The sequence below is a fragment of the Paraburkholderia sp. Cy-641 genome, from assembly GCF_011752945.1.
Taxonomy (GTDB): domain Bacteria; phylum Pseudomonadota; class Gammaproteobacteria; order Burkholderiales; family Burkholderiaceae; genus Paraburkholderia.
The window spans coordinates 81,656-102,283 of the sequence record NZ_VWWM01000003.1 but is presented as its reverse complement, the minus strand read 5'-3'; the positions used below and the strand labels follow the sequence as shown (position 1 = coordinate 102,283).

Annotated in this window: 15 protein-coding genes and 1 riboswitch; of the genes, 7 read left to right on the top strand and 8 right to left on the bottom strand. The window is 67.8% G+C overall.

Going from position 1 to position 20,628, the window contains the following annotated elements:
* The first annotated feature begins 67 nt into the window (after positions 1–67).
* Positions 68–859, top strand: a complete 792-nt coding sequence (gene msrA / locus F3J20_RS02750) for a peptide-methionine (S)-S-oxide reductase MsrA (RefSeq protein WP_167281772.1) — start codon at positions 68–70, stop codon at positions 857–859.
* A 440-nt stretch (positions 860–1,299) separates the two neighbouring features.
* Positions 1,300–2,199, top strand: coding sequence for a MipA/OmpV family protein (locus F3J20_RS02745; RefSeq protein ID WP_167281770.1), 900 nt, complete (start codon positions 1,300–1,302; stop codon positions 2,197–2,199).
* A 32-nt stretch (positions 2,200–2,231) separates the two neighbouring features.
* On the opposite strand, the gene F3J20_RS02740 is transcribed toward F3J20_RS02745, so the two are convergent.
* Both F3J20_RS02740 and F3J20_RS02735 read right to left on the bottom strand, forming a co-directional pair.
* Positions 2,232–2,669, bottom strand: a complete 438-nt coding sequence (locus F3J20_RS02740) for a hypothetical protein (RefSeq protein WP_167281768.1) — start codon at positions 2,667–2,669, stop codon at positions 2,232–2,234.
* Between the two features lie 323 nt (positions 2,670–2,992).
* Entirely contained in the window at positions 2,993–3,934 is a 942-nt protein-coding gene (locus F3J20_RS02735; protein WP_167281766.1) for a LysR family transcriptional regulator, read from the bottom strand.
* A 236-nt stretch (positions 3,935–4,170) separates the two neighbouring features.
* On the opposite strand from F3J20_RS02735, the gene F3J20_RS02730 reads away from it, so the two are divergent.
* The 3 genes from F3J20_RS02730 (at position 4,171) to F3J20_RS02720 (ending at position 7,370) form a co-directional block, all read left to right on the top strand.
* Positions 4,171–5,370 (top strand): amino acid aminotransferase, encoded by a 1,200-nt coding sequence (locus F3J20_RS02730; protein ID WP_167041750.1) that lies wholly within the window; start codon positions 4,171–4,173, stop codon positions 5,368–5,370.
* Positions 5,371–5,494: 124 nt separating this feature from the next.
* Complete coding sequence (locus F3J20_RS02725; protein WP_167281764.1) at positions 5,495–6,286, top strand: class II aldolase/adducin family protein; 792 nt, start codon at positions 5,495–5,497, stop codon at positions 6,284–6,286.
* A gap of 100 nt (positions 6,287–6,386) precedes the next feature.
* The gene (locus F3J20_RS02720) at positions 6,387–7,370 is read left to right on the top strand and encodes a 2-dehydropantoate 2-reductase (RefSeq protein ID WP_167041756.1); all 984 of its coding nucleotides are present in this window, start codon (positions 6,387–6,389) and stop codon (positions 7,368–7,370) included.
* Positions 7,371–7,483: 113 nt separating this feature from the next.
* Here the strand turns inward: F3J20_RS02720 and F3J20_RS02715 are convergent, their stop codons facing one another.
* Both F3J20_RS02715 and F3J20_RS02710 read right to left on the bottom strand, forming a co-directional pair.
* Positions 7,484–9,466 (bottom strand): AI-2E family transporter, encoded by a 1,983-nt coding sequence (locus F3J20_RS02715; protein ID WP_167281763.1) that lies wholly within the window; start codon positions 9,464–9,466, stop codon positions 7,484–7,486.
* Between the two features lie 172 nt (positions 9,467–9,638).
* On the bottom strand, positions 9,639–10,919 hold the full coding sequence (locus F3J20_RS02710) for a DUF445 family protein (RefSeq protein WP_167281761.1): 1,281 nt from the start codon (positions 10,917–10,919) through the stop codon (positions 9,639–9,641).
* 332 nt (positions 10,920–11,251) lie between these two features.
* Between F3J20_RS02710 and F3J20_RS02705 the strand changes: the two genes are divergently transcribed.
* Both F3J20_RS02705 and F3J20_RS02700 read left to right on the top strand, forming a co-directional pair.
* Positions 11,252–12,445 (top strand): DNA repair exonuclease, encoded by a 1,194-nt coding sequence (locus F3J20_RS02705; RefSeq protein WP_167281759.1) that lies wholly within the window; start codon positions 11,252–11,254, stop codon positions 12,443–12,445.
* Positions 12,442–15,063: an AAA family ATPase gene (locus F3J20_RS02700; protein WP_167281757.1), complete on the top strand. Its 2,622-nt coding sequence runs from the start codon at positions 12,442–12,444 to the stop codon at positions 15,061–15,063. The genes F3J20_RS02705 and F3J20_RS02700 overlap by 4 nt, the downstream gene beginning before the upstream one ends.
* Before the next feature lie 133 nt (positions 15,064–15,196).
* Here F3J20_RS02700 and cobJ read toward each other — a convergent pair whose 3' ends face one another.
* From cobJ to cobG, 4 genes are read right to left on the bottom strand one after another with little or no spacing between them, the layout of a single operon-like run.
* Positions 15,197–17,383 (bottom strand): precorrin-3B C(17)-methyltransferase, encoded by a 2,187-nt coding sequence (gene cobJ / locus F3J20_RS02695; RefSeq protein ID WP_240162680.1) that lies wholly within the window; start codon positions 17,381–17,383, stop codon positions 15,197–15,199.
* Positions 17,371–18,162, bottom strand: a complete 792-nt coding sequence (locus tag F3J20_RS02690) for a precorrin-2 C(20)-methyltransferase (protein ID WP_240158915.1) — start codon at positions 18,160–18,162, stop codon at positions 17,371–17,373. The genes cobJ and F3J20_RS02690 overlap by 13 nt, the downstream gene beginning before the upstream one ends.
* Entirely contained in the window at positions 18,163–18,789 is a 627-nt protein-coding gene (locus F3J20_RS02685) for a precorrin-8X methylmutase (RefSeq protein ID WP_167041771.1), read from the bottom strand.
* Positions 18,782–20,269, bottom strand: coding sequence for a precorrin-3B synthase (gene cobG / locus F3J20_RS02680; protein ID WP_167281756.1), 1,488 nt, complete (start codon positions 20,267–20,269; stop codon positions 18,782–18,784). The genes F3J20_RS02685 and cobG overlap by 8 nt, the downstream gene beginning before the upstream one ends.
* Before the next feature lie 137 nt (positions 20,270–20,406).
* Positions 20,407–20,586: riboswitch (cobalamin riboswitch) on the bottom strand.
* Positions 20,587–20,628: the final 42 nt, after the last annotated feature.

The following is a 20,628-nucleotide window of genomic DNA, read 5'->3' as shown; positions in this document are numbered from 1 at the left end:
CGCGATTCGCGAGCGTATCGACTGGGGTGTATCGACCGAGTGTGCGGGTTGAATGAGGAGACGCAAAATGAATCTCGGCAAGCGTAGTTTTCGTACCTCGTTTCGCGGCTTATTGCGTGCTTTTTCGTCGATCTCGTCGTGTATTCTGGCTCGCTCACGTACCGCAGCAGTCTTCGCGCTGCTCGGCGCCGGCCTGTTTGCGCTGGTGTTCACGCAGCGCATCGCGTTCTCGGCGGAGACCGCGGTCGCGATCGCGCCACCCACACTCGATGAACCGCTTGCCGCCGGCATGCCGCGCGAGGAAACCGCGGTGTTCGCGGGCGGCTGCTTCTGGGGCGTGCAGGGCGTGTTCCAGCACGTACGCGGCGTGACGAAGGCGGTGTCAGGCTATTCGGGCGGCGCGCGCGATACCGCACAGTACGAGACCGTCAGCGGTGGCGAAACGGGCCACGCCGAATCGGTGCAGGTCACGTTCGATCCGGGCAAGGTCACGTACGGCCAACTTTTACAGGTCTATTTCTCGGTGATTCAGGACCCGACCCAACTGAACCGTCAGGGGCCCGATAGCGGTACGCAATACCGCTCGGCGGTGTTCCCGCTCAACGACGCGCAGCGGCGGGTGGCGCAGAGCTATATCGCGCAGCTCGACAGATCGCATGTGTTTCCTGCGCCGATCGTCACGAAGGCGGAGCCGTACAAGGGCTTCTATCCGGCCGAGTCGTACCATCAGAACTACCTGACGTTGCATCCCGATTCGGCCTATATCGCGATCAACGACATGCCGAAAATCGTCAATCTGAAACGGCTATTCCCCAATCTGTATCGCGACAAGCCGGTGCTGGTCGAAGCGCAGCAGTAGTGGCGCCGTGACGCCTTCTTCCTTACCTTCGTCGTCTTCCGGGCGACGAAGGCGGTCGTTGTTCGTGCTCTTTTGCGGCGCATGGCGCGACCGCTTCACTCCGATCTTCGCCCCGACCCCTCGCGCGTCGTTCCCGCAGCAGCGCCCGTATCTTCCGATCATCGAATCACCACGAACGTGGCGCATATTTTGCGTAAGTGCTTTCCAGCGGCCACTTTCCGCAACCCGGCCGTTGATGCGAAAGCCGCGCACGGCGTGATCGTCGCGCGTCGCCGATGCAGTAGCGCGGCGCAAGCGCATGCCGCACAGCCCGCATCTCCTACTGGAAAAATTACATTGCCGTCAGTAGCCGCGCGGCAGTCGCCCGAGTTTCAGGTCCGCTCATGGACCTCGGGCAAGGACCCAAGCTCCTCGCGACAAGGCGAGATCGGAGGCCCCTGGTGTTGAACAGCCGTAGAAAGAAGCGGGGCGGCAGGCTCCGCCACAAACAAACCGGCAGCGCGGCGAGTTCGCTCGTCGAGGCGACCCTTGGCGCAATGGTCTTTCTGCCCGGCGTCGCCTTCGCACAGACGCCGTCGCCGCTCGGGGAGTGGCAGTACTCGGCCGGCATTGCACTGCAGAAGATGTATCAGCCGGACATCCCCGACTGGCAGGTGCGCCTCGGCGCGGCGACGTCGTTCCAGCCGCGCTTCGAAGGTTCGGACCGCTATCACGTCGTGGCCGGGCCGAGCCTCGACGTGCGCTACAAGGACCTGTTCTTTCTGTCGAGCGGCGAGGGCTTCGGCGCGAACTTCGCGCAGGGCGAGAACTGGCGCATGAGTCTCGCCGCCGTCTACGACCTTGGGCGGCGCGCGCGCGACGATCCGCAGGAACTCGACGGACTCGGCAACATCAACGCGGCGCCGGGTCTGAAGCTGGCCGGCGAATACGTCGTGTCGAAGACGTTTCCGCTCGTCGTGCGCGCCGACATTCGCCGCTACTTCGGCGGCTCGAATGGGTGGACCGGCGATCTCGGCGCCTATCTGCCGATGCCCGGCAGCACGAAGCAGTTCTTCTGGTTCGCCGGTCCGAACGTGACGCTTGCCGACTCGAAATACATGAACAGCTGGTTCGGCGTCAATCAGGAGCAGGCCGCGCACTCGCAGTATTCGCCGTACCACGCGAGCGCGGGCTTCAAGTCGGTGGGCTTCGGCATCAGCGCGGTCTGGCTGTTCAACAGGCACTGGTTCGCCACCGCGGATGGCGCATTCGAGCAACTGGTCGGCAGCGCGGGCAACAGTCCGATCACGCACAGCCGGGCGACCGGGGTTGCCGATGTGTCGATCAACTATCGGTTCTGAGGCGACCGGGGCCGGCGAATACGGCGACGCGATCAATCGCGTTGCCGTAGCCATGCCGATTCACACAGGACGGCGACTTCAGCGCCGCATGAGGGATCCAGTGCGAATAGCGCTGTTTTTCCTGCCTGTACGGATTGAGTGATCTGCTCCGCTTGCTCCTGAGACACGAGCACGGGTTTGGAGTCGGCCCAGCTGCGAATCCATCCGACGATGGTTCTCACCTCGTTGACGGAAAACGAATGTATCGGCGACAGCAATACGCGCGAGGCAACATTTTGCTCCGCGAAATCCAGCATCCGCATGGCAAGCACCTGCCTGAAAAGCAGGACCTCTATTTCACCATTGACACGCTTGAAGCCGAGCTCCAACTCGCGTTCATCGCGACGGTGCTCGATCCGCAAGAGTTCGGCATCGTGGAAGCTCGGGAGACTCTGGATTTCCCGCACGTTTGTGTAATTTGATTTTTCCATTTCGTTTCCGTCTATCAGGGGAGCAGTGAAAACGGCAGACCGGGGCCGTGCCCGAGCTGCCCACCAGGCGGATCGATTGTCCCGTTGTGGGCGTGAGGGGCGCCCTGACCGCGATAGACGGTCAAGGACATAGACAGGCCGACGATTGATTTGAAGTCGCTGCCCGGATCGGCAGAGATCAGATAATCGTCGTGCGGCAGGCTGTCCGTACATGGGCGAAGGCCCAAAATAGAAAACCTGGTTGAATTGCATTCGCAGCAGCGTATCGACGGAGCGAGCGCGTCGAGGCAGTCAGCGCCTTCAGCGTAACCTGCCATCCAGCCTCACTCCCGCTTTCCCCGCGCCTCGCTCTGCATCTCCCGATCCCAGCGCCTTAACCACGGCATGACGAAATCCGCGAAACCATCGGCGGACGGCGACAGCGCGCGCTCGGTCGGGCGATACACGCAGACCTCGCGAATCGTTTCGGGATCGACGATGCGCCTCATCACGAGCCCGAACGTGCGCGCGAGCGGCGCGACGTAGGCCGGCGCCAGCGTGACCGCGAGCCCCTGCGAGGCGAGACCGAACGCGGTCGTGACGTTGTCGACGACGTCGACCGGGATAATGCGCGCCTCGGCCGGCAGATTCGCGCGCATCTGGTCGACCGCGCGTTCGTGATCGCGCCCGGTCGCGACGATCGGCACGTCGCGCAGATGCCGCCACTGCACGCGCCGGCGCGCCGCGAGCGCGTGCGTGGCCGCGCACCACATGACCCACGGGCTCGCGAACGCCGGATCGCAGCGCACGCGCGCGCCGCTTGGCCGGTCGGGGCCGATCGCGAGATCGACGTCGCCGCTCTCGACGCGCTCCACCAGTTGCTCGACCCCGGTGTCGCAGATGCGCACGACGACCTTCGGCTTGTTGCGCGCATAGTCGGCGATCGCCGCAGGCAGCGCGGTGGCCGCGATCACGAGCGGCGCGCCCACGCGCACGATGCCGGCCGCGCGGTTGCGGATGTCGTCGGCAGATTGCGCGGCCGCGCGCACGTGGCGCAGCACCGATTCGGCCGAGGCGAGGAAATCCTGTCCCGCGCTCGACAGCGCGACGCGCCGCGTCGTGCGATCGAACAGCCGGAAGCCGAGTTCGGTTTCGAGTTCGGCCAGCAACTGGCTGACCGCCGAGGCAGTCAGCCCGAGCCGGGCCGCCGCCGCGCCGATGCTGTGAAGATCGACGATGGCGAGAAACGCTTCGAACTGGCGGATCGTGACACGGGTGAGAGGCATAGGGCCGATTCTAAAGAAAAACTTACGAATCGTGAAAAATCGCTTGATTGTGCCGCGCGCGCCGAGGGCCGATACTCGTGCAAATCGACGTCGTCGGGCAAACCCGCTTAGACTTGAGGTTTGCCTGGTCGTCCGCGGCCGCGCCCGACGTCGCCGAAACCGCTCGGCCGAGGTGCGCGGCCCCGGTGTCGCGGCCGCTACCCTTGGCCTTTCGAGGCCGCCTTCAAGGACTTGCCATGTTTGACCACATTCCCGCCTATCCCGGCGACCCGATTCTGAGCCTGAACGAAGACTTTCAGCTGGACCCCAGGCCGAACAAGGTCAACCTGAGCATCGGCATCTATTTCGACGACGCCGGCAAGCTGCCCGTCATCGACGCGGTGCGCCGCGCCGAAACCGCGCTGCTCGACGCGATCGGCCCGCGCTCGTATCTGCCGATGGCGGGTCTGCCGCTCTATCGCGACACCGCGCAGGCGCTCGTGTTCGGCGCGAACCACGCGGCGCGCGAGGCGGGCCGCATCGCCACCCTGCAGACGCTCGGCGGCTCGGGCGCGCTCAAGGTCGGTGCCGATTTCCTTAAGCGCTATTTCCCGGGCTCGCAGATGTGGATCAGCGACCCGAGCTGGGAAAACCATCGCGTCGTGTTCGAGGCGGCGGGGCTCACGGTCAACACCTATCCGTACTACGACCCGCAAACGGGTGGCCTGCGTTTCGCCGAGATGCTCGCCGCGATCGATACGCTGCCCGAAAAGAGCGTCGTGCTGCTGCATGCGTGCTGCCATAACCCGACCGGTGTCGATCTGAGCCCGGCGCAATGGGCCGAACTGGTGCCGGTATTGCAGCGCCGCAAGCTGATCGCGTTCGTCGACATGGCCTACCAGGGTTTCGGCGCGGGCCTTGAGGAAGACGCCGCCTGCGTGCGTCTGCTCGCCGACGCGGACGTGCCGCTGATCGTCGCCAATTCGTTCTCGAAGAACTTCTCGTTGTACGGCGAACGCTGCGGCGCCTTGAGCGTCGTGTGCCGGAGCGCCGACGAAGCCGCGCGCGTGCTCGGCCAACTGATGGCGGCGGTGCGCGCGAACTACAGCAATCCGCCGACGCACGGCGCGCGCCTCGTCGCCAACGTGCTTGCCGATGCGCAACTGCGCGCCTCGTGGGAAGCCGAACTCGGCGCGATGCGCGAGCGGATTCTGGCGATGCGCAACACGATCTACGCGGGCCTCGAAGGCCGTGTGGACGACGTAATGCGCACGCGCTACGTCGCGCAACGCGGCATGTTCACGTACACAGGGCTGTCCGAAAGCCAGGTCGAGCGCCTGCGTAACGAATACGCAGTGTACGTGCTGCGCTCGGGACGCATGTGCGTTGCGGGCCTCAACGCGCGCAACGCCGAGTACGTGGCCTCGTCGATCGCAGCGGTGGTGTCGGGCGCCTGAGTCCGGCATCGAGCCAGGCAGTATGCCGCGCATGACGGCGGCGAATGGCGGCAGGTATCGACGGGCGGCGCCGCGGCATAACATGGCATGACGCAGCGCCGCCACGACAATCATGGAGACACGAATGACGACCCTCGAAACCCGGCCGGCGAGCGTAGCGCCATCCGCCGCCCTGCATCCCGACGAATGGCAGGCGCGCGTGCAGCTCGCCGCGTGCTATCGCATCTTCGACATGCTCGGCTGGACCGAGATGATCTACAACCACATCACGTTGCGCGTGCCGGCGAGCGTCGCCGGCAACGAGCGCCACTTCCTCATCAACCCGTTCGGGCTGCACTACAGCGAAGTGACCGCGCGCAATCTCGTGAAAATCGATGCGCACGGCCGCGTGCTCGACGGCTCGCCGCATCCGGTCAACCCGGCCGGCTTTGTCGTGCATGCGGCGATTCACGAAGGCATTCCCGAGGCGCACTGCGTGATGCACACGCATACGACAGCGGGTGTCGCCGTGGCCTGTCTCGAAGACGGCTTGCAGCAGACCAACTTCTATAGCGCACAACTGCACGAGCGCATTGCGTACCACGACTTCGAGGGCATTACGATTCATGCGGAAGAGGGGCCGCGTCTGCTCGAACATATCGGCAACCGCCAGGCGGTGATCCTGCGCAATCACGGCCTGCTCGCATGGGGCCACACGTTGCCGCAGACCTTCGCGATACTGTGGACGCTCAACCGCGCGTGCGAAATCCAGATGGCGACGTTTGCGATGGGCCGCGCGCGGCCGGTGCCCGAGGACGTGGCGGCCCGCTGCTCGCGCGATGCGCTGCAGTTCGACCCGCGCCACGGCGCGGGGCAGGACGTGTTCGATGCGCTGGTGCGGCGCGTCGATCGCATCGACGCGAGCTACCGGCAGTGAGCGCGTGATGGGCGCATGAGGAGCACATGACCCGTTCGAAGCCTCAACGCGGCAAGCAGGTCAAGAAACCCAGTCAGGAATCCACGCAAGGATTGAAGCGATGAAAGTAGCGATCTATGGCGCCGGCGCGATCGGCGGCTGGATGGGCGTGAAGCTCGCACAGGCCGGCCACGCGGTGAGCGTGGTGGCGCGCGGCGCGACGCTCGACGCATTGCGCCAGCACGGGCTGCGTCTGGTCGAAGGCGGCGTCGTGTTCGCCGAACAGGTTGAGGCGAGCGAGAATCCCGCCAGCCTCGGCGTGCAGGAACTCGTCGTGATCGCGGTGAAGGGACCGGCGATGGCGGCGGTGGCCGCGCGAATCGCGCCGCTGCTCGGCCCCGGCACGATCGTGCTGACGGCGATGAACGGCGTGCCGTGGTGGTTCTGCGACGGGCTCGGCGGCGGCTTCGCGCGGCAGCGCCTGACGTCGATCGACCCGGACGGCGCGATCGCGGCGGCGATTCCCGGCGCGCGGACGGTCGGCTGCGTCGTGCATGCGAGCTGCCTCGTCGATGCACCCGGCGTGATCCGCCATCATCAGGGCAACGGGCTGATCGTCGGCGAGGCGTCGGGGCAGCCGAGCGAGCGCGTCGAACAGCTCGCGGCGCTGCTGAGGGCGGCCGGCTTCGATGCGTCGATGTCGGCGCAGATCCAGCGCGACGTCTGGTACAAGCTGTGGGGCAACATGACGATGAACCCGGTCAGCGCGCTCACGGGCGCGACGACGGACCGGATTCTCGGCGACGAACTCGTACGCGGCTTCGTCACGCAGATCATGCTCGAAGCGAAGGAGATCGGCGCGCGCTTCGGCATTCCGATCGAGCAGGCGCCCGACGATCGTCACGCGATCACGCTGAAGCTCGGCGCGATGAAAACCTCGATGTTGCAGGACGTGCAGGCGGGCAAGGCGGTCGAGCTCGACGCGCTGGTCGGGGCGGTACGCGAACTCGGGCAACTGACGCAGGTGCCGACGCCGTATACCGACGTATTGCTCGGGCTCGCGCGTTTGCAGGCGAGCACGTTGGGTTTGTATCCGAAGCAGTGAGGCAGTGAGGTAGTCAGGGTTCGAGGCGCGCAGACTCGAACCCTCGAGCGCGGTCTTGCCTGAAAACCGCGCGGTTTTTCATGCGGACTCGCCGCAATGAGTCCGCGCGCGCGTTACTCGGCCCCTGCCGTATGCACCGACGGCCGCATCGGCAGCTCGCCCGTCGCGGCGTGGCATTCCTCGATCATCGCCCGAAACGTGGGCGACGCCGGCAGGGCGCCGGCCGTTTCCAGTTCCGCGCCATTACGTTCCGCCGGCTCGCTGATGCCGACGCCCACCACGAGCGTCGCGCGCGGCCGCCATTCGCGCGTGCGCCGCAGCATGTTGCGCAGATACGGCGGCGACTCGGGCGCATCGAGCGACACGATGCAGATGATCGACGCGTCCTTGTAGCTCGGCTCGTCGGCGTGAGCGCTGCGATAGCCGGAGTGCGTCGCCATCATCGGCGCGAAGCCCTGGCGGCCGAGCAGTTGCACCGCGATCGCGGTCGTCACTTCGTCGAACGCGCCGCGTCCGGGCACGCACAGCACCGCCGTTTTCGTCGCGTCCCGCGACTCGGGCGTATGCGCGGGCACATGATCGCCGCGGTGCCCGGCCGCTTCCTGCGGCGCGCTGGCGAGCAGCGTGCCGCCCATCTCGGTGGCGTGGGTGGCGTGGGCCGCATCGGTGCGCGCGAGCGTGTCCGGCAAGCCATCGGCGACTTCGAGGTTCTCGACGATATCGACGAGCGCGTCGTTGATCCGCTGCAACTGGTCCGGCATCAGCACGCCGCGCAGCGCGTCGTTACGCGCGAGCCGCAAGCCTTCGAGCGCGACCTTGTCGTAGTAGTCGATCAGCGACATCTCGCGCAGCAACCGCTCGGCCTGCACGATCGCCTCGTGCGGATCGTCGGCGAGCAGGCGCTGGTAGAAATTCTGCGCGGGCGTCAGCGCGGGCTGGTCGCCGAGCAGCACGGTGAGGAAGTGGAGGCGGTCGGCATAGCGCCCGAGCGTGACGACGCACAGCGTGAGCGGCGTCGACAGCACGAGCCCGATCGGCCCCCACAGCCAGCTCCAGAAGATCGCCGCGACCACCACCGCGAGCGGCGAGAGTCCCGAGCGATGGCCGTACAGCAGCGGCTCGGCAATCTGCCCGGCCACCACGTCGACGACGATGAACAGGATCAGCGTATAGACGGCCATTGTCCATTGCGGCTGGATCGCGGCCGCGAGAAACACGGCGAGGATCGCCGCGATCCAGATGCCGATATACGGCACGAAGCGCAGCAGCGCGGCGATCACGCCGAACAGCAGCGCGCCCGGCACGCCGATGATCGCCAGCCCGATCGCGATCACGCTGCCGGTGCTGAGGTTCACGCCGAGCTGCGCGACGAAGTAGCGGGACAGGCGGCCGGCGGCGTCGTTGATCGCCGTGGTCGTGCGGTGCAGGTCGCGCGAGCCGAACAGGCTGATGAGCCGGTCGCGCAGGTCCTCGCGCTGCAAAAGAATGAAGATCGTCACGACCAGCACGATGAAGCTCGTCTCGATCGGCGCGATGGCCGGCGACAGCGCGCGCTGCGCGAGCTGGATCGGCGTCGGCGCGGGCTCGTGCACCTCGACCGGCTGCGGCACCGCGGGCGCGTTGCGCGCGGCGCGGCCGGTCGGGTGCAGCGGAGCGGGGCGCGACGGCGCCATGCGCTGCAGCACGGAAGCGGTGCTGCTCATCAGCGAATCGGCGCGGCCGACGGTTTTTTCCTGCACGGTTTCGATCTTCTGCTCGATCGCTTCCTGATACTGCGGCAGGGCGCCGGCCAACTGCACGATCTGCGCGCCGATCAGCGCGCCGACCGCGAGCATCGAGGCGAGCGCGAACAGCACGGCGATGAAGATCGACGGCCACTGGCCCATGTGCAGGCGCCGCAGCATCTGCACGAGCGGCGCGAGCAGAAAGCTCAACAGCACCGACAGCGTGATCGGAATCAGCACCGCCCGGCCGAAGTAGAGTGCGCATACGACCACGACGCCGGTAATCAGCGACACGAGGCCATGCAGGCCTGGCGTGCCCGGCGGGTAAACGCGGTTCGGCGGCCGCTGCGGCGGCGGTAACGATATTTTCATGTGAACAGAGATTCCGGTTGGAGCGCGCTGCCGGGGCGTTCCGGGAGATAACGGGGCAGCAAGACATATGCCTGAATTGTAGGCGGTTTGGCATGCCGCGAACCAGAGGCACGCATCGTAACGGAGCGGCGCGATGGGCTCGCTCGCGTTGGCCGATTCGCCGGCTCGCCAGCTAGCCGACCTGCATGCGCAGCAGCTCCAGCAGTTGCGAACTCGCATACAGCAAGAGCCCGATAAAGCCGCCGACGAGCGTTCCGTTGATGCGGATGTATTGCAGGTCCTTGCCGATATTCAGTTCGATCTGCCGCGACATCTCGCGCGAGTCCCAGTTCTTCACCGTATCGCTGATATGACGCGTGAGGAACTGCGCGAAGTCGGGGGCCATCGCGCGCGCCGCATCTTCGAGATGATCGTTCAGCGATTGCCGCAGCGCCGGGTCGTTCGCGAGTTCGCGGCCGATCCACTGGCCCATGGCCGCCACGCGCGCATGCAGCGCCGAGTCGGCGCTGTGCAGGTCGCGCTTGAGCCACGCGCGCAACTCGCTCCACATATCCTTCACGTAGGCGCTGAACGCGTCGCCTTCGACAAGATAGCGCTTGAGCGCTTCGCCGTGCTGCAAAAACGCGGGATCGGTCTTCAGCTTCGCGATCAGCTTTCGCGCAGCCTCGTCGAACCGCTCGCGCAGCTCGTGCGCGGGATTCTCCGCGATCTGTTCGAGCATGCGGTTCGCGGCGCTCGCAATCGCGTCCGCGCCTTTCTCGCCGAGCCAGGCCGAGGGCAGAATCTTCTCCATCTTCGGATACTCGCTCCTGACCCAATCGACGATGCGTGTCGCAATGAACTCGCGCGCGGGCGGCTCGCGCAGCAGTGCGATCAGCTGATCGAGCGCAGTGTCGAGCAGTTCCTGATGGCGGCCGTCGCGCGTGAGCGTGTCGAGCATCGCGCCCGTCGCTTGCGACAGATCGACCTTCGCGAGCACGTCGCGCAGCGCGTCGCGGATGAAGCTCTGGATGCGCGCGTCGTCGGCCACGTCGAGCATGCCGCCCGTCAGGCGCACGACGTAATCGCCGAGGCGCGCGGTATTGGCCGGCTCGGTGAGCCACAACGTGATGCTGCGCGCCGGGTCGTGGCGGCGGATCAGGCAGACGAGCGAGGGCACGTCGAGAAACTTGTCCTGCACGAAGACCGCGAGGTTATCGGCGATCTTGTGCTTGTTGCGCGGGATGATCGCGGTATGGCGCGCGACGAGCGGAAGCGGTACGCGCCGGAACAGCGCGGCGACCGCGAACCAGTCCGCGAGCGCGCCGACCATCGCGGCCTCGGCAATCGCCTTGATGCCGTCGATCCACACGCCGCGCGGCATGAACGCGGTCACGACGAAAACGCCGGCGGCCACGAGCAGCAGCAATAAGGGCGTGCGCCTGGCGCGCTTCAGTTCGGTGGTCTTGTCCATCGTCGGGGTGGTCCTGTCGGGCGAGGGCGGTGCGGTACGGTGCGGGTGCCATGATGCGGCACGGCCGGCGCATGCGTCCAGCCGGCGTACGCGCGGCGGCTTCGGCAAGGTAACATTCGCGCTTGGACTCGCATGCGGCTGCGTCGAATGCGATGGCGCGCGCCGGGGCGTGATGCGGGTCGTGGCAAGGCACGGCAAGGCACGCCGGCAAACCCGGCAGGACAACCATGCGGCGGCGCGACACACGGCGAAGCAGCGTAACAAAACGCGGTTCGGCGCAACGAACCACGATGCAGCATGGCACGAGACAGGACAACCGCAACGAGGACCCAGTGAGCAGATTTCTACACACCGCGGATTGGCAGATCGGCACGCAGTTCGGCCAGTTCGAAGCGGACGAGGCCGCGCATCTCGCACAGGCGCGCTTCGATACCGTGCGCCGCATCGCTGAGGAAGCGGCCGCGCGCAACGTCGATGCGGTGCTCGTCGCGGGCGACGTGTTCGATCTGCAAACGGTTTCGGACACGGTGATCCGGCGTCTGTTCGCGGCGCTGCAACCGTTCTCCGGGCCTTGGATCATGCTGCCCGGCAATCACGACGCCGCCCTCGTCGAAAGCGTGTGGACCCGCGCGCAGCGCCTGAACTGCATCGCGCCGAACGTGCGCGTCGTGCTCGAACCCGGCGTCGTGCTGCTCGACGCCTGCCGTTGCGCGCTGCTGTGCGCGCCGCTCACGCAACGCATCACCTACGACGACACCACCGCCTTCTTCGATACGGCCGAGACGCCGCCTGGCTATGCGCGCGTCGGGCTCGCGCATGGCAGCGTCGGCGGAATTCTGCAGGAGAGCATCGATTCGTCGAATCCGATCGCGCCGACGCGTGCCGCGAGCGCGCGGCTCGACTATCTCGCGCTCGGCGACTGGCACGGCCATCTGCGTGTCGACGACCGTACGTGGTACGCGGGCACGCACGAGCAGGACCGCTTTCGCGCCAACGAGCCGGGTTTCGTGCTCGACGTGACGCTAGGCGAGGACGCGCCGCCGCGCGTCGAAGCGGTGCGGGTCGGGCAATACCGGTGGCATCGCTGGGACGAAACGATCTCGGTGCCGAGCGACGTCGAGGCGCTCAGGACGCGGCTCGCCGCGCTCGGCGCCGACGACGTGCTGCGGATCGAGGTCGGCGGCACGGCGGCGCTCGCCGATGTCGAGGCGCTGCGTGTCGCGGTCGAGGAAACCCGCGCCCGCGTGCGCGCGCTGCGGGCCGATCTTGGCGACCTGCACGTACTGCCCACCGCCGACGATCTCGCCGAACTCGGCGCGCAAAGCGGTTATCTGGCCAAGGTCGTCGCGCGGCTGCGCGGCTTGCAGGAAGACCCGCAGGGCGATCCGCAGCAGGCGCGGCACGCGGCCGAGGCGCTGTTGCTGCTCGCGCGTTTTCAACGCGAACAGCAACCCGCGCGGCAACGTGAGACACATATGGCACATACGGCCCATACCACGCCGCAGCGCGAAGCGAGGTCCGCATGAAGCTGCAGCGCATTGCGATTCAGGAATTCAGGCAGTTCAGCGGGCGGCTCGTGATCGACGACCTGGCGCCCGGCCTCAATCTGTTCACGGGCCCGAACGAGGCCGGCAAGAGCACGATCGCGGAAGCCGTGCGCACGGTGTTTCTCGAACGCTATAAAGCTTCGCATCTGAAGGACCTGCTGCCGTGGGGGCTCGCGAGCGGGCAGCCGTCGGTGGAAGTGAGCTTCGATCTCGATGGCGAGGCGTGCCGTCTGTCGAAGCAGTTCGTCTCGCGGCAGCGCTGCGAACTGCGGATCGGCCAGGCCGTGTTCACCGAGGACGAAGCCGAGGACAAGCTCGCCGCGCTGCTCGGTTTTTCGCGCGCCGCGCGCGGGGCGATGAAGGCCGAGAACGCGGGCGTGCCCGGTCTGCTGTGGGTGCAGCAGGGCGGCACGCAGGAACTGCGCGATTCGACCGGGCATGCCGCGCAGTATCTGCGCGATGCGCTCGCGCAGTTGTCGGGCGGCAGCGACTCGGCCGGCGAGGATGCGCTGATCGCCGCCGTGCAGCGCGAATTGCGCCAGTTGCTGACCGCGCGCACGCAGAAATCGACCGGGCCGCTCGCCGAAGCCGAACAGAAGCTCGCGGCGCTCGTCGCGAGCCGCGACGAGTTGCAGCAGCAGCGCCAGCAGTTCGACGACAACATCGCGCGCCTCGCCGCGCAGCAGGAAGCGTTCGACGACGCCGGGCGTCGGCGGCCGTGGGAGCTTCACGAGCAGAAGGCCGCGCTGGCGCAGCAACGCGCGGCCGCGCTCGCGGAACTCGAACGCAGCGTAGAGGGGCTCGCGCAGTCGTTGCAGGTCGGCGAGGCCGAGTTGGCGTTGTCGGTGCAGCAGGAGCAGGGCGCGCTCGAACTCGAGGCGGCGGTCGCGCGCGAACGCGAACAGCTCTCTGCGGCGCGCGCCGAAGTGGCCGCCGCAGAGAGCGCGCATGCGCAGGCCGCGGGCGGCGTCGCGCAATTCGAGCAGGCCTCGGCCGAGGCGAGTCGCGCGCTCGAACTCGCCAACGCGGCCGTGACCGCCGCCGATCTGCGCAGCCAGATCGAGCTTTATCGCGCGGAAAGCACGCGTCTCGACGCGTCGATTGTGGAAGCGGACAAGGCGAACGAAGCGGTGCTGCAAGCCGCGCGCGAGGCGGCGGCGCTCGAAATCGACGAGGCGCGGCTGAAGCGGCTCGTCGCGCTCGACGGCGAATTGACCGTGCTGCGCGCGCGCACCGAAGCGGCGATGACGCGCATCGAGTATCGGCTCGATGGCGAGTTGAGCGTCGGCGAGGCGCGCATCAGCGGCACGGGTGTGTTGCGTGTCGACGAGGAAAAGCGCATCGGCCTGGGCGAACTCGGCGAATTGCGCGTGATTCCGGGCGTGTCCGATCTGCCGGCGCAATTGTCGGAACTGGCGTCGCTCGAAGCACAGCATGCGCAGTTGTTGCAGACGCTCGGCGTCGCGTCGGCGGGCGATGCGCAGGCGCGGCACGAGCGCTGGAAAGCCTCGCTCGCGCAACAGAAGCGCCACGCGGAAATCCTGCGGGTTCATGCGCCGCAGGGCATCGATGCGTTGCGCGCGGCGCTGGCCTCGACGGCCGCGCGTTTGCAGGCATCGAGCGAGCGGCTTGCGGGCTTGCCCGACGTGTCCGCCGCGCCACCGCTCGACGACGCGCGCCGCCACGCCGACCTCGCGCGCGACGCGCTGGATGCGTCGCGCAAGGTGCTCGCGCAGGCTGCCGAAGCGCGCTCGACCGGCGTCGCGCGGGCCGATTCGCTCGCCGCGCAACTGCAGCGAAAGGAAGCGCAGCTCGCCGACGATGCGTTTCGCCGCAACCGCACGCAATGGCAGGCGAATCTCGTCGAGCAGCGCGTGAAGGTTGATGCGTTGCGCCAGCAGCGCGAGGGCCGCGAGCGCGAACTCGATGCGGCGCGTCTCGACGATCCGGCTGCCGAGGCGAAGCGCTATCGCGCGTCGGCGGAGCTTGCGCGCAGCGAGCAGCACGAGCGCCAGGTGCGGATCGCGCAACTGCGCAGCCAGTTGGAGACGATGGGCGCGTCCGGTCTCGGCGAACGGCTGGCGGCGCTCGACGCGCAGATCGAGCAGGCCACGCGCCGCAAGGACGAGCTGAGCCTGCGCGCGGGCGCGCTGAGTTTGCTCGACGAGGTGCTTGTCGACGAACGCGATGCGGCGGTGGCGCAACTGCGCGCGCCGTTGACCGAGCGGCTGGGCCACTACCTGAAGCGGATTTTTCCGCAAGCGAGCCTCGCGCTCGGCGACGACCTGAGTCCCGCGGCGCTCGATCGCGCGGGCCGCGAGGAACTGCTCGACGCGCTCAGCTTCGGCACGCGCGAACAGCTCGGCATCCTGACGCGGCTCGCCTACGCGGACCTGCTTCAGTCGTCGGGCCGGCCAACCCTGTTAATGCTCGACGATGCGGCTGTGCATACCGACGCATCGCGGCGCGATGCGCTCAAGCGCGCGCTGATCGACGCGGCCACGCGGCACCAGATTCTGGTGTTCACATGTCATCCGGAGTTGTGGGACGACCTCGGGGTCAGGCAGCGAGCGGTCGAGGATCAGAAGGTGGCGTGAGCGGGGTGAGGCAGGGCCAATCGGGACGAGGCGGGACGAAGCGAGGAGCGAGCAGTGAGGCGAGAAGCGACGCGAAAAGCGAGGGGACGTGCTTCCCGCAGGTCTCGTGCGGGTTTTGTACAGGCGCGCTCGCCTACTCGTACCAGCGCGGCGTGTACACCCACTGCGCGCCGTTGGCCCCGCAGGCAAACCTTCGCGTCAGCGATGAGCCGACGATCACCATCGTGCGCATGTCCACGTCCGACGAACGCAGCTCGCCGAGTGTGAGCGTGCGCAGCGTGCCGCCGGGCCGGCCGATGTCGCGGCCGAGCACGACCTCGGTCGATGCCGCGCGATACTCCCGCACGATGTCGAGCGCCTTGTCCAGTTGCCACGGGCGCGCACGCGAAATCGGGTTGTAGAACGCCATCACGAGATCGGCTTCGGCCGCGTGACGCAGGCGTTTTTCGATGATCGTCCACGGCTTCAGGTTGTCCGACAGCGACAGCATGCAGAAGTCGTGGCCAAGCGGCGCGCCGGCTTGCGCGGCGGTCGCGAGCGCGGCCGAGACGCCCGGCACGATCGACAGTTCGACGGTGGCCCAGGCGTCGTCGCGCGAGGCGTCGAGCGCTTCGAGCACGGCCGCCGCCATCGCGAACACGCCGGGGTCGCCCGAGGACACCATCACGACCGCGCGGCCCTCGCTCGCGAGTTCGAACGCGTGGCGCGCGCGCTGCATTTCCTCGCGATTGTCGGTGCCGTGCACGCGCTGATCCGCGCGCAGCGGGCCGGCCATTTTCACGTAGGTGTCGTAGCCGAGGATGTCGGTGGCTTCGTTCAATGCCGTGCGCGCGGCCGGGGCCAGCAGGTCGGCGCGGCCGGGGCCGAGGCCGATCACGGTCAGGCGGCCGCGCGCTCGGCCGATGGTCGCGGGATCGATGGCGAGCGGGGTGAGGGCGAGAGCGAGGGCGATGGGGGGATGGGCGTGCGGCGCCTCGTGGGATGTTTCGTGCGGCGTGTTGTGAGCCGCTGCGTCTGGTGTGTTGGGTATGGCTTCATTCAGCGTCTTATGCGGGACGCGCAGCGAAGCATGCAGCAATGCCTCGGGGGTTGAGCGATCCGCCGCGGAGCTTGCGTCGGCGAAGCGCAGCGGCACGTTCAGGAGCGCCGCGGCTTGCGCCAGCGCGGGGTGGGTCATGCTCGCGGTCGGCGCGAGCAAGGCCGCTAGCGACAGCGCGGCGAGGCCGTGTGCGTCGAGGGCTGCACGTACGTGTGCGGCGATCGCTTCGGCGGATTGGGTAACGGACTCGGCCGGGGCGCTGTCAGCCATCGCGGCAGGCTGAGCGGTAGTGCGGCCTGTATGGGCGTTGGCTTCGGCGGTAGCGGTCGCAATAGAGGTCGCAGCAGCACGGTCAGTTGCCGTGCCGCTCGCGTTATCGCTGGCTTTGGCCTTGGCGTGACCGGCATCGCCACCGGTTTCCTCAGCCGCGCCGGCAGTACGAGCCTGCGCTTGCTCAGCAGCATCGGTACTGCCCCACGCATCCGCCAGCACCACCGCCGCCACCACGCTCCGTGGATGAATCACCAGTTCATCCACGCGGCCATCCCACGCATGCGGCGTCACGCGAATCGCGAGCCGTGCGTGGGCATCGCGCGGCAGTTGCGCGTCGTCGAGCCACGGCGCCTCGCCTTCGATGCGCGTGCTTGCCCCCGCGAGCAGATCCGACACGAAGCGCTTGCCTTGACCCAGATCGGCGAGCGCATAGCCCTCGGGCGGATTGAGCACGCAGGTGCCGAAGCGCAACTCGCCGCTCGTCGTGATCGCGGGCTGCACGGTCAGGGCCGTGGCGATTTCGCGCGCCATCAGGTTGACGCCCGCGAGGCCGCCGAGCAGCGGCACGACCGCGCTGCCGTCCTCGGCGACCGCGAGTACCGGCGGCTCCGCGCCCTTGTTCGACAGCAACGGCGCGAGACAGCGGATCACGATACCGGCCGCGCACAGCACGACGATCGGCGTGCCGCGCGTATAGAGTTCGCGCAGGTGCGCGCCGAGTTCAGTGTAGGCGACGTCGGCCCCGCCCCCGTCCCCGACCCCTACGCGGCCTTGCAGCGCGTGGATTTCGCAGCGAGCGGGAGCGGTGCGAGCAGGTTGAACGCCGCGATCGGCGATAGCCGTACCGCAAGCCGCATCGCCATCACGGGCAGCGTCGGCACTGCGTGTCGCGTCAGCAGCGCATATAGCCTGTGCGCCGCGCCTCTCATAAACCGCCTGAATCCGCCGCGCGGTCTCCAACGCTCCCGCACCGAGAATCACGATGGCCGGCACGTTCATCCTTGCCATTTTTGCCCCGGCACGACAAGCAGCGAAAAATACGGCGAGGCCATCGGATCGACCTCGGCAAGCGGCACGATGCGCTGATTGCCCATCGTCGCGCGTTCGACGTAGAGCGCGCGCCCGGCGAGTCCGAGGTCGTCGAGCACGCGCCGCACCTTGTCGAAATTGCGGCCGAGTTTCATGACGACGGCGGCGTCGGCATCGGCGAGACGGCGGCGCAATTCGTCCTCGGGCAGCACGCCCGAGAGCACCGAGAGGCTCTGGTTGCGATACACGAGCGGCGCGCCGAGCACGGCCGCGCCGCCGAGCATCGAGCACACGCCCGGCACGACTTCGCTGTCGTAGCGCGCGGCCAGCCGGTCGTGCAGGTACATGTACGAGCCGTAGAAAAACGGATCGCCCTCGCAGATCACGGCGACGTCGCGGCCCGCGTCGAGATGGCCGGCGACGATTTCGGCGGCCGTGTCGTAGAAGTCCGCGATGATCGCTTCATACGACAGCGGCGGTTCGAGCGCCTCGGTCGTGACCGGATAGACGAGCGGCAGATGCTGCTGCGCCTCGTCCAGATGCGCCTCGACAATACCGAACGCGTTGCCTTTCTTGCCCTTCGCGACGAAGTACGCAACCACCGGCGCGGCCTTCAGCAAACGCAGCGCCTTCAGCGTGATGAGTTCGGGGTCGCCGGGGCCGACGCCGATGCCGAACAGCCGGCCCCGGGTTGCCGTATGCCGCGTCGCCAGGGAGGTCGCTTGAGTTGTCGTTTGAGTCGTCACCTGTGCCGTCATTTACTCGATCTCCGTTGCGAGCGCGTTGACCGCCGCGGCCGCCATCGCGCTGCCGCCGCGCCGTCCGTGCACGACCACGTAGGGCACGCCGCGGCTGTTTTCCGCGAGCGCCGCCTTCGATTCGGCCGCGCCGACGAAGCCGACCGGAAAGCCGAGAATCAGCGCGGGCTGCGGCGCGCCCGCATCGAGCATGTCGAGCAGATGGAACAGCGCGGTCGGCGCATTGCCGATCACGACGACGCTGCCGGCGAGGTGCGGGCGCCACAGCTCGAGCGCGGCGGCCGAGCGCGTATTGCCGATCTCGCGCGCGAGCGCGGGCACGTTCATGTGCGTGAGCGTGCAGATCACCGCATTGTCGGCGGGCAGCCGCGCGCGCGTGATGCCCTGCGCAACCATGCCCGCGTCGCACAGGATCGGCGCGCCTTGCGCGAGCGCCACGCGGCCCGCCGTGCCCGCGCCGGCGGAGAACGCGAGGTCGTCGATCACGTCGACCATGCCGCACGCGTGGATCACGCGCACCGCGAGTTTTTCGAGGTCGGCGGGAATGCGTGACAGGTCGGCCTCGGCGCGAATCGTCGCGAAGGATTGGCGATAGATCTCCTGACCGTCGCGGATGTAATCAAGCATCGGGTTTATTCCTGACGAGACGCGCGAGCAGGTCGGCGGCCTCGTCGATCGTCAGTGGGGGTGCGACGCAGTGGCCGAAACCGGAGCGGCCGTCGCGTCGATAAAGGTCGTAGACGCCGGGCGCGGCGGCGAGCAGCGTGTACGGCGTGCAATGCGCGGCCGCGCACGAGCGCGGGCAGCCGCTCAGATGCACGTCGACGCCGGCGGGCAGTCGCGCGGCCAGTTGCAGCGCGTCGGCCTTGGTGTCGGCGAGACTCTTCGCGCAGCCTGGCGAGCCGGTGCAGGCGATCACGTGCGTGATGGCTTGGGCGGGATCGCAGGCGAGGCCGAGCGCGCCTAGCTGCGCGAGGACGGCAGGCACGGCCTGCGTCGGGATGTCGGGCAGCAGCACGCTTTGCCACGGGGTGATGCGCAGCGTGCCGTTGCCGTATTGCTGTGCGAGCGCGCCGAGGCCCTGCAGCGCCGCGGCGCTCAGACGCCCGAGCGGCGGCTGGCCGCCGACGTGCCAGGTGTGTGCGCCGCGCTGTGCGTGTGCGCCGAGGCGCAGCGCGGCGTCAGCGCGAAGAGGGCGTTGCCAGTGCGCGAGCGAGGCGTCGCGGGCGAGCGGGAAATCGACGTAGCGCTGCGCGTGTTCGAGGATCGCGTCGGCGGAGTGCGTGGCGAGCAGGTCGCGCATGCGGGTGGCGTGGGTGTCGGCGTTGGCGTCGGCGAGATCGAGGAACGTGTGCAGCAACGCGCGTACGAGCGCCAGGGCATGCGATGGTGCAACGGCAGCAAGGGGGCGGGGGCCGGCGAGGTCGCGGCGAGTGCCGGTGTCGGCACCAAGGTCCGCCCCATCTCCCGGGCATCCCGCGAGCCCGAACACGAAGCGCACGCCGCCTTCATCCGCCGACGCCGCGAGCCACACATCGTGCGGATGATCGACCCGCGCGAGCCGTTCGCCGCCGTCGAGCAGCAGGGCGAATTTCGGCGACAACGCCGCGAAGCGCGCCTCGTCTTGCAGCAGCGCGAGCAATTCGGCGCACAACGGCCTCGTATCGATCAACGCAGACGGATCGCGGCCGGCGGTGGGGCTGGTCATCACGTTGCGGATGTCGTCGGCGAAACCGAGAGCGGTGGTGTCCGGAGGAGCGTTTGCGTCGTTCGCGTCGAGCGGGGAAGAGCAAGAGCCAGCGGCCGAACCGGAAGCAGGAGCAAAAGCAGGATCAAAAGCGCACAGAGAACCCGCCCCCGGCCCCAACCCCGCTTCGATCAACTCTCCGCTCAACGCCGCCTCATGCCGCTCGCGCACGCCGCGCAGCTGCAGATTCGCGCGATTGGTCAACTCGATCACGCCGTTCGCGTGCCGCGTGCTCGCCTCGGCGATCGCGCGCGCCTGCGCGGCGCCGAGTTCGCCGCCCGGCAGCTTGATCCGGCAGAGGCCGCCGTCGCGCGCGGCGACGATGCGCAGCAGCCCCGGACACGCCGAGGGCCGCGACATCGGAAGCGCGTGGGGCAAAACGGTTGAGGGCGAAGCTCGATTCAAGACGGACACCGGGAATAGCGTCGCGCAACGGCCCGAGCAGGCCGCGTCGCGGACCTTGCTGCGGCATCGGTACACCCCGCCCGATGTTGGCTGGCACGAACAGTTGCGCCGGCAGGTCTCCTGGCTCGCAGGTCATGGTCCGCCGCGGCCTTCCCGGTCGAACCAGTGGCGCGTGGCGCAGGCGGACTCGCTGCATACAGTTGCGGGGGCAGCCACATCGTTACTGTGTTCCCTCTTGGGCCCCGAAGGGCGCCGGCGGCTGTATTATGCCTTTTTTCGAACCGCGCAACGAGGCTGGGCGCTTTGACTGGCGC

What these genes read in the sequence shown, in the direction of transcription:
- F3J20_RS02685 (WP_167041771.1), bottom strand. Translation starts at nt 18,789, where the DNA reads ATGCTTGATTACATCCGCGACGGTCAGGAGATCTATCGCCAATCCTTC.
- cobG (WP_167281756.1), bottom strand. Translation starts at nt 20,269, where the DNA reads ATGTCGCGGCCCTCGGCGTGTCCGGGGCTGCTGCGCATCGTCGCCGCG.
- F3J20_RS02700 (WP_167281757.1), top strand. Translation starts at nt 12,442, where the DNA reads ATGAAGCTGCAGCGCATTGCGATTCAGGAATTCAGGCAGTTCAGCGGG.
- F3J20_RS02690 (WP_240158915.1), bottom strand. Translation starts at nt 18,162, where the DNA reads ATGACGGCACAGGTGACGACTCAAACGACAACTCAAGCGACCTCCCTG.
- F3J20_RS02720 (WP_167041756.1), top strand. Translation starts at nt 6,387, where the DNA reads ATGAAAGTAGCGATCTATGGCGCCGGCGCGATCGGCGGCTGGATGGGC.
- F3J20_RS02715 (WP_167281763.1), bottom strand. Translation starts at nt 9,466, where the DNA reads ATGAAAATATCGTTACCGCCGCCGCAGCGGCCGCCGAACCGCGTTTAC.
- F3J20_RS02730 (WP_167041750.1), top strand. Translation starts at nt 4,171, where the DNA reads ATGTTTGACCACATTCCCGCCTATCCCGGCGACCCGATTCTGAGCCTG.
- F3J20_RS02725 (WP_167281764.1), top strand. Translation starts at nt 5,495, where the DNA reads ATGACGACCCTCGAAACCCGGCCGGCGAGCGTAGCGCCATCCGCCGCC.
- F3J20_RS02740 (WP_167281768.1), bottom strand. Translation starts at nt 2,669, where the DNA reads ATGGAAAAATCAAATTACACAAACGTGCGGGAAATCCAGAGTCTCCCG.
- F3J20_RS02710 (WP_167281761.1), bottom strand. Translation starts at nt 10,919, where the DNA reads ATGGACAAGACCACCGAACTGAAGCGCGCCAGGCGCACGCCCTTATTG.
- F3J20_RS02735 (WP_167281766.1), bottom strand. Translation starts at nt 3,934, where the DNA reads ATGCCTCTCACCCGTGTCACGATCCGCCAGTTCGAAGCGTTTCTCGCC.
- cobJ (WP_240162680.1), bottom strand. Translation starts at nt 17,383, where the DNA reads ATGGCAAGGATGAACGTGCCGGCCATCGTGATTCTCGGTGCGGGAGCG.
- msrA (WP_167281772.1), top strand. Translation starts at nt 68, where the DNA reads ATGAATCTCGGCAAGCGTAGTTTTCGTACCTCGTTTCGCGGCTTATTG.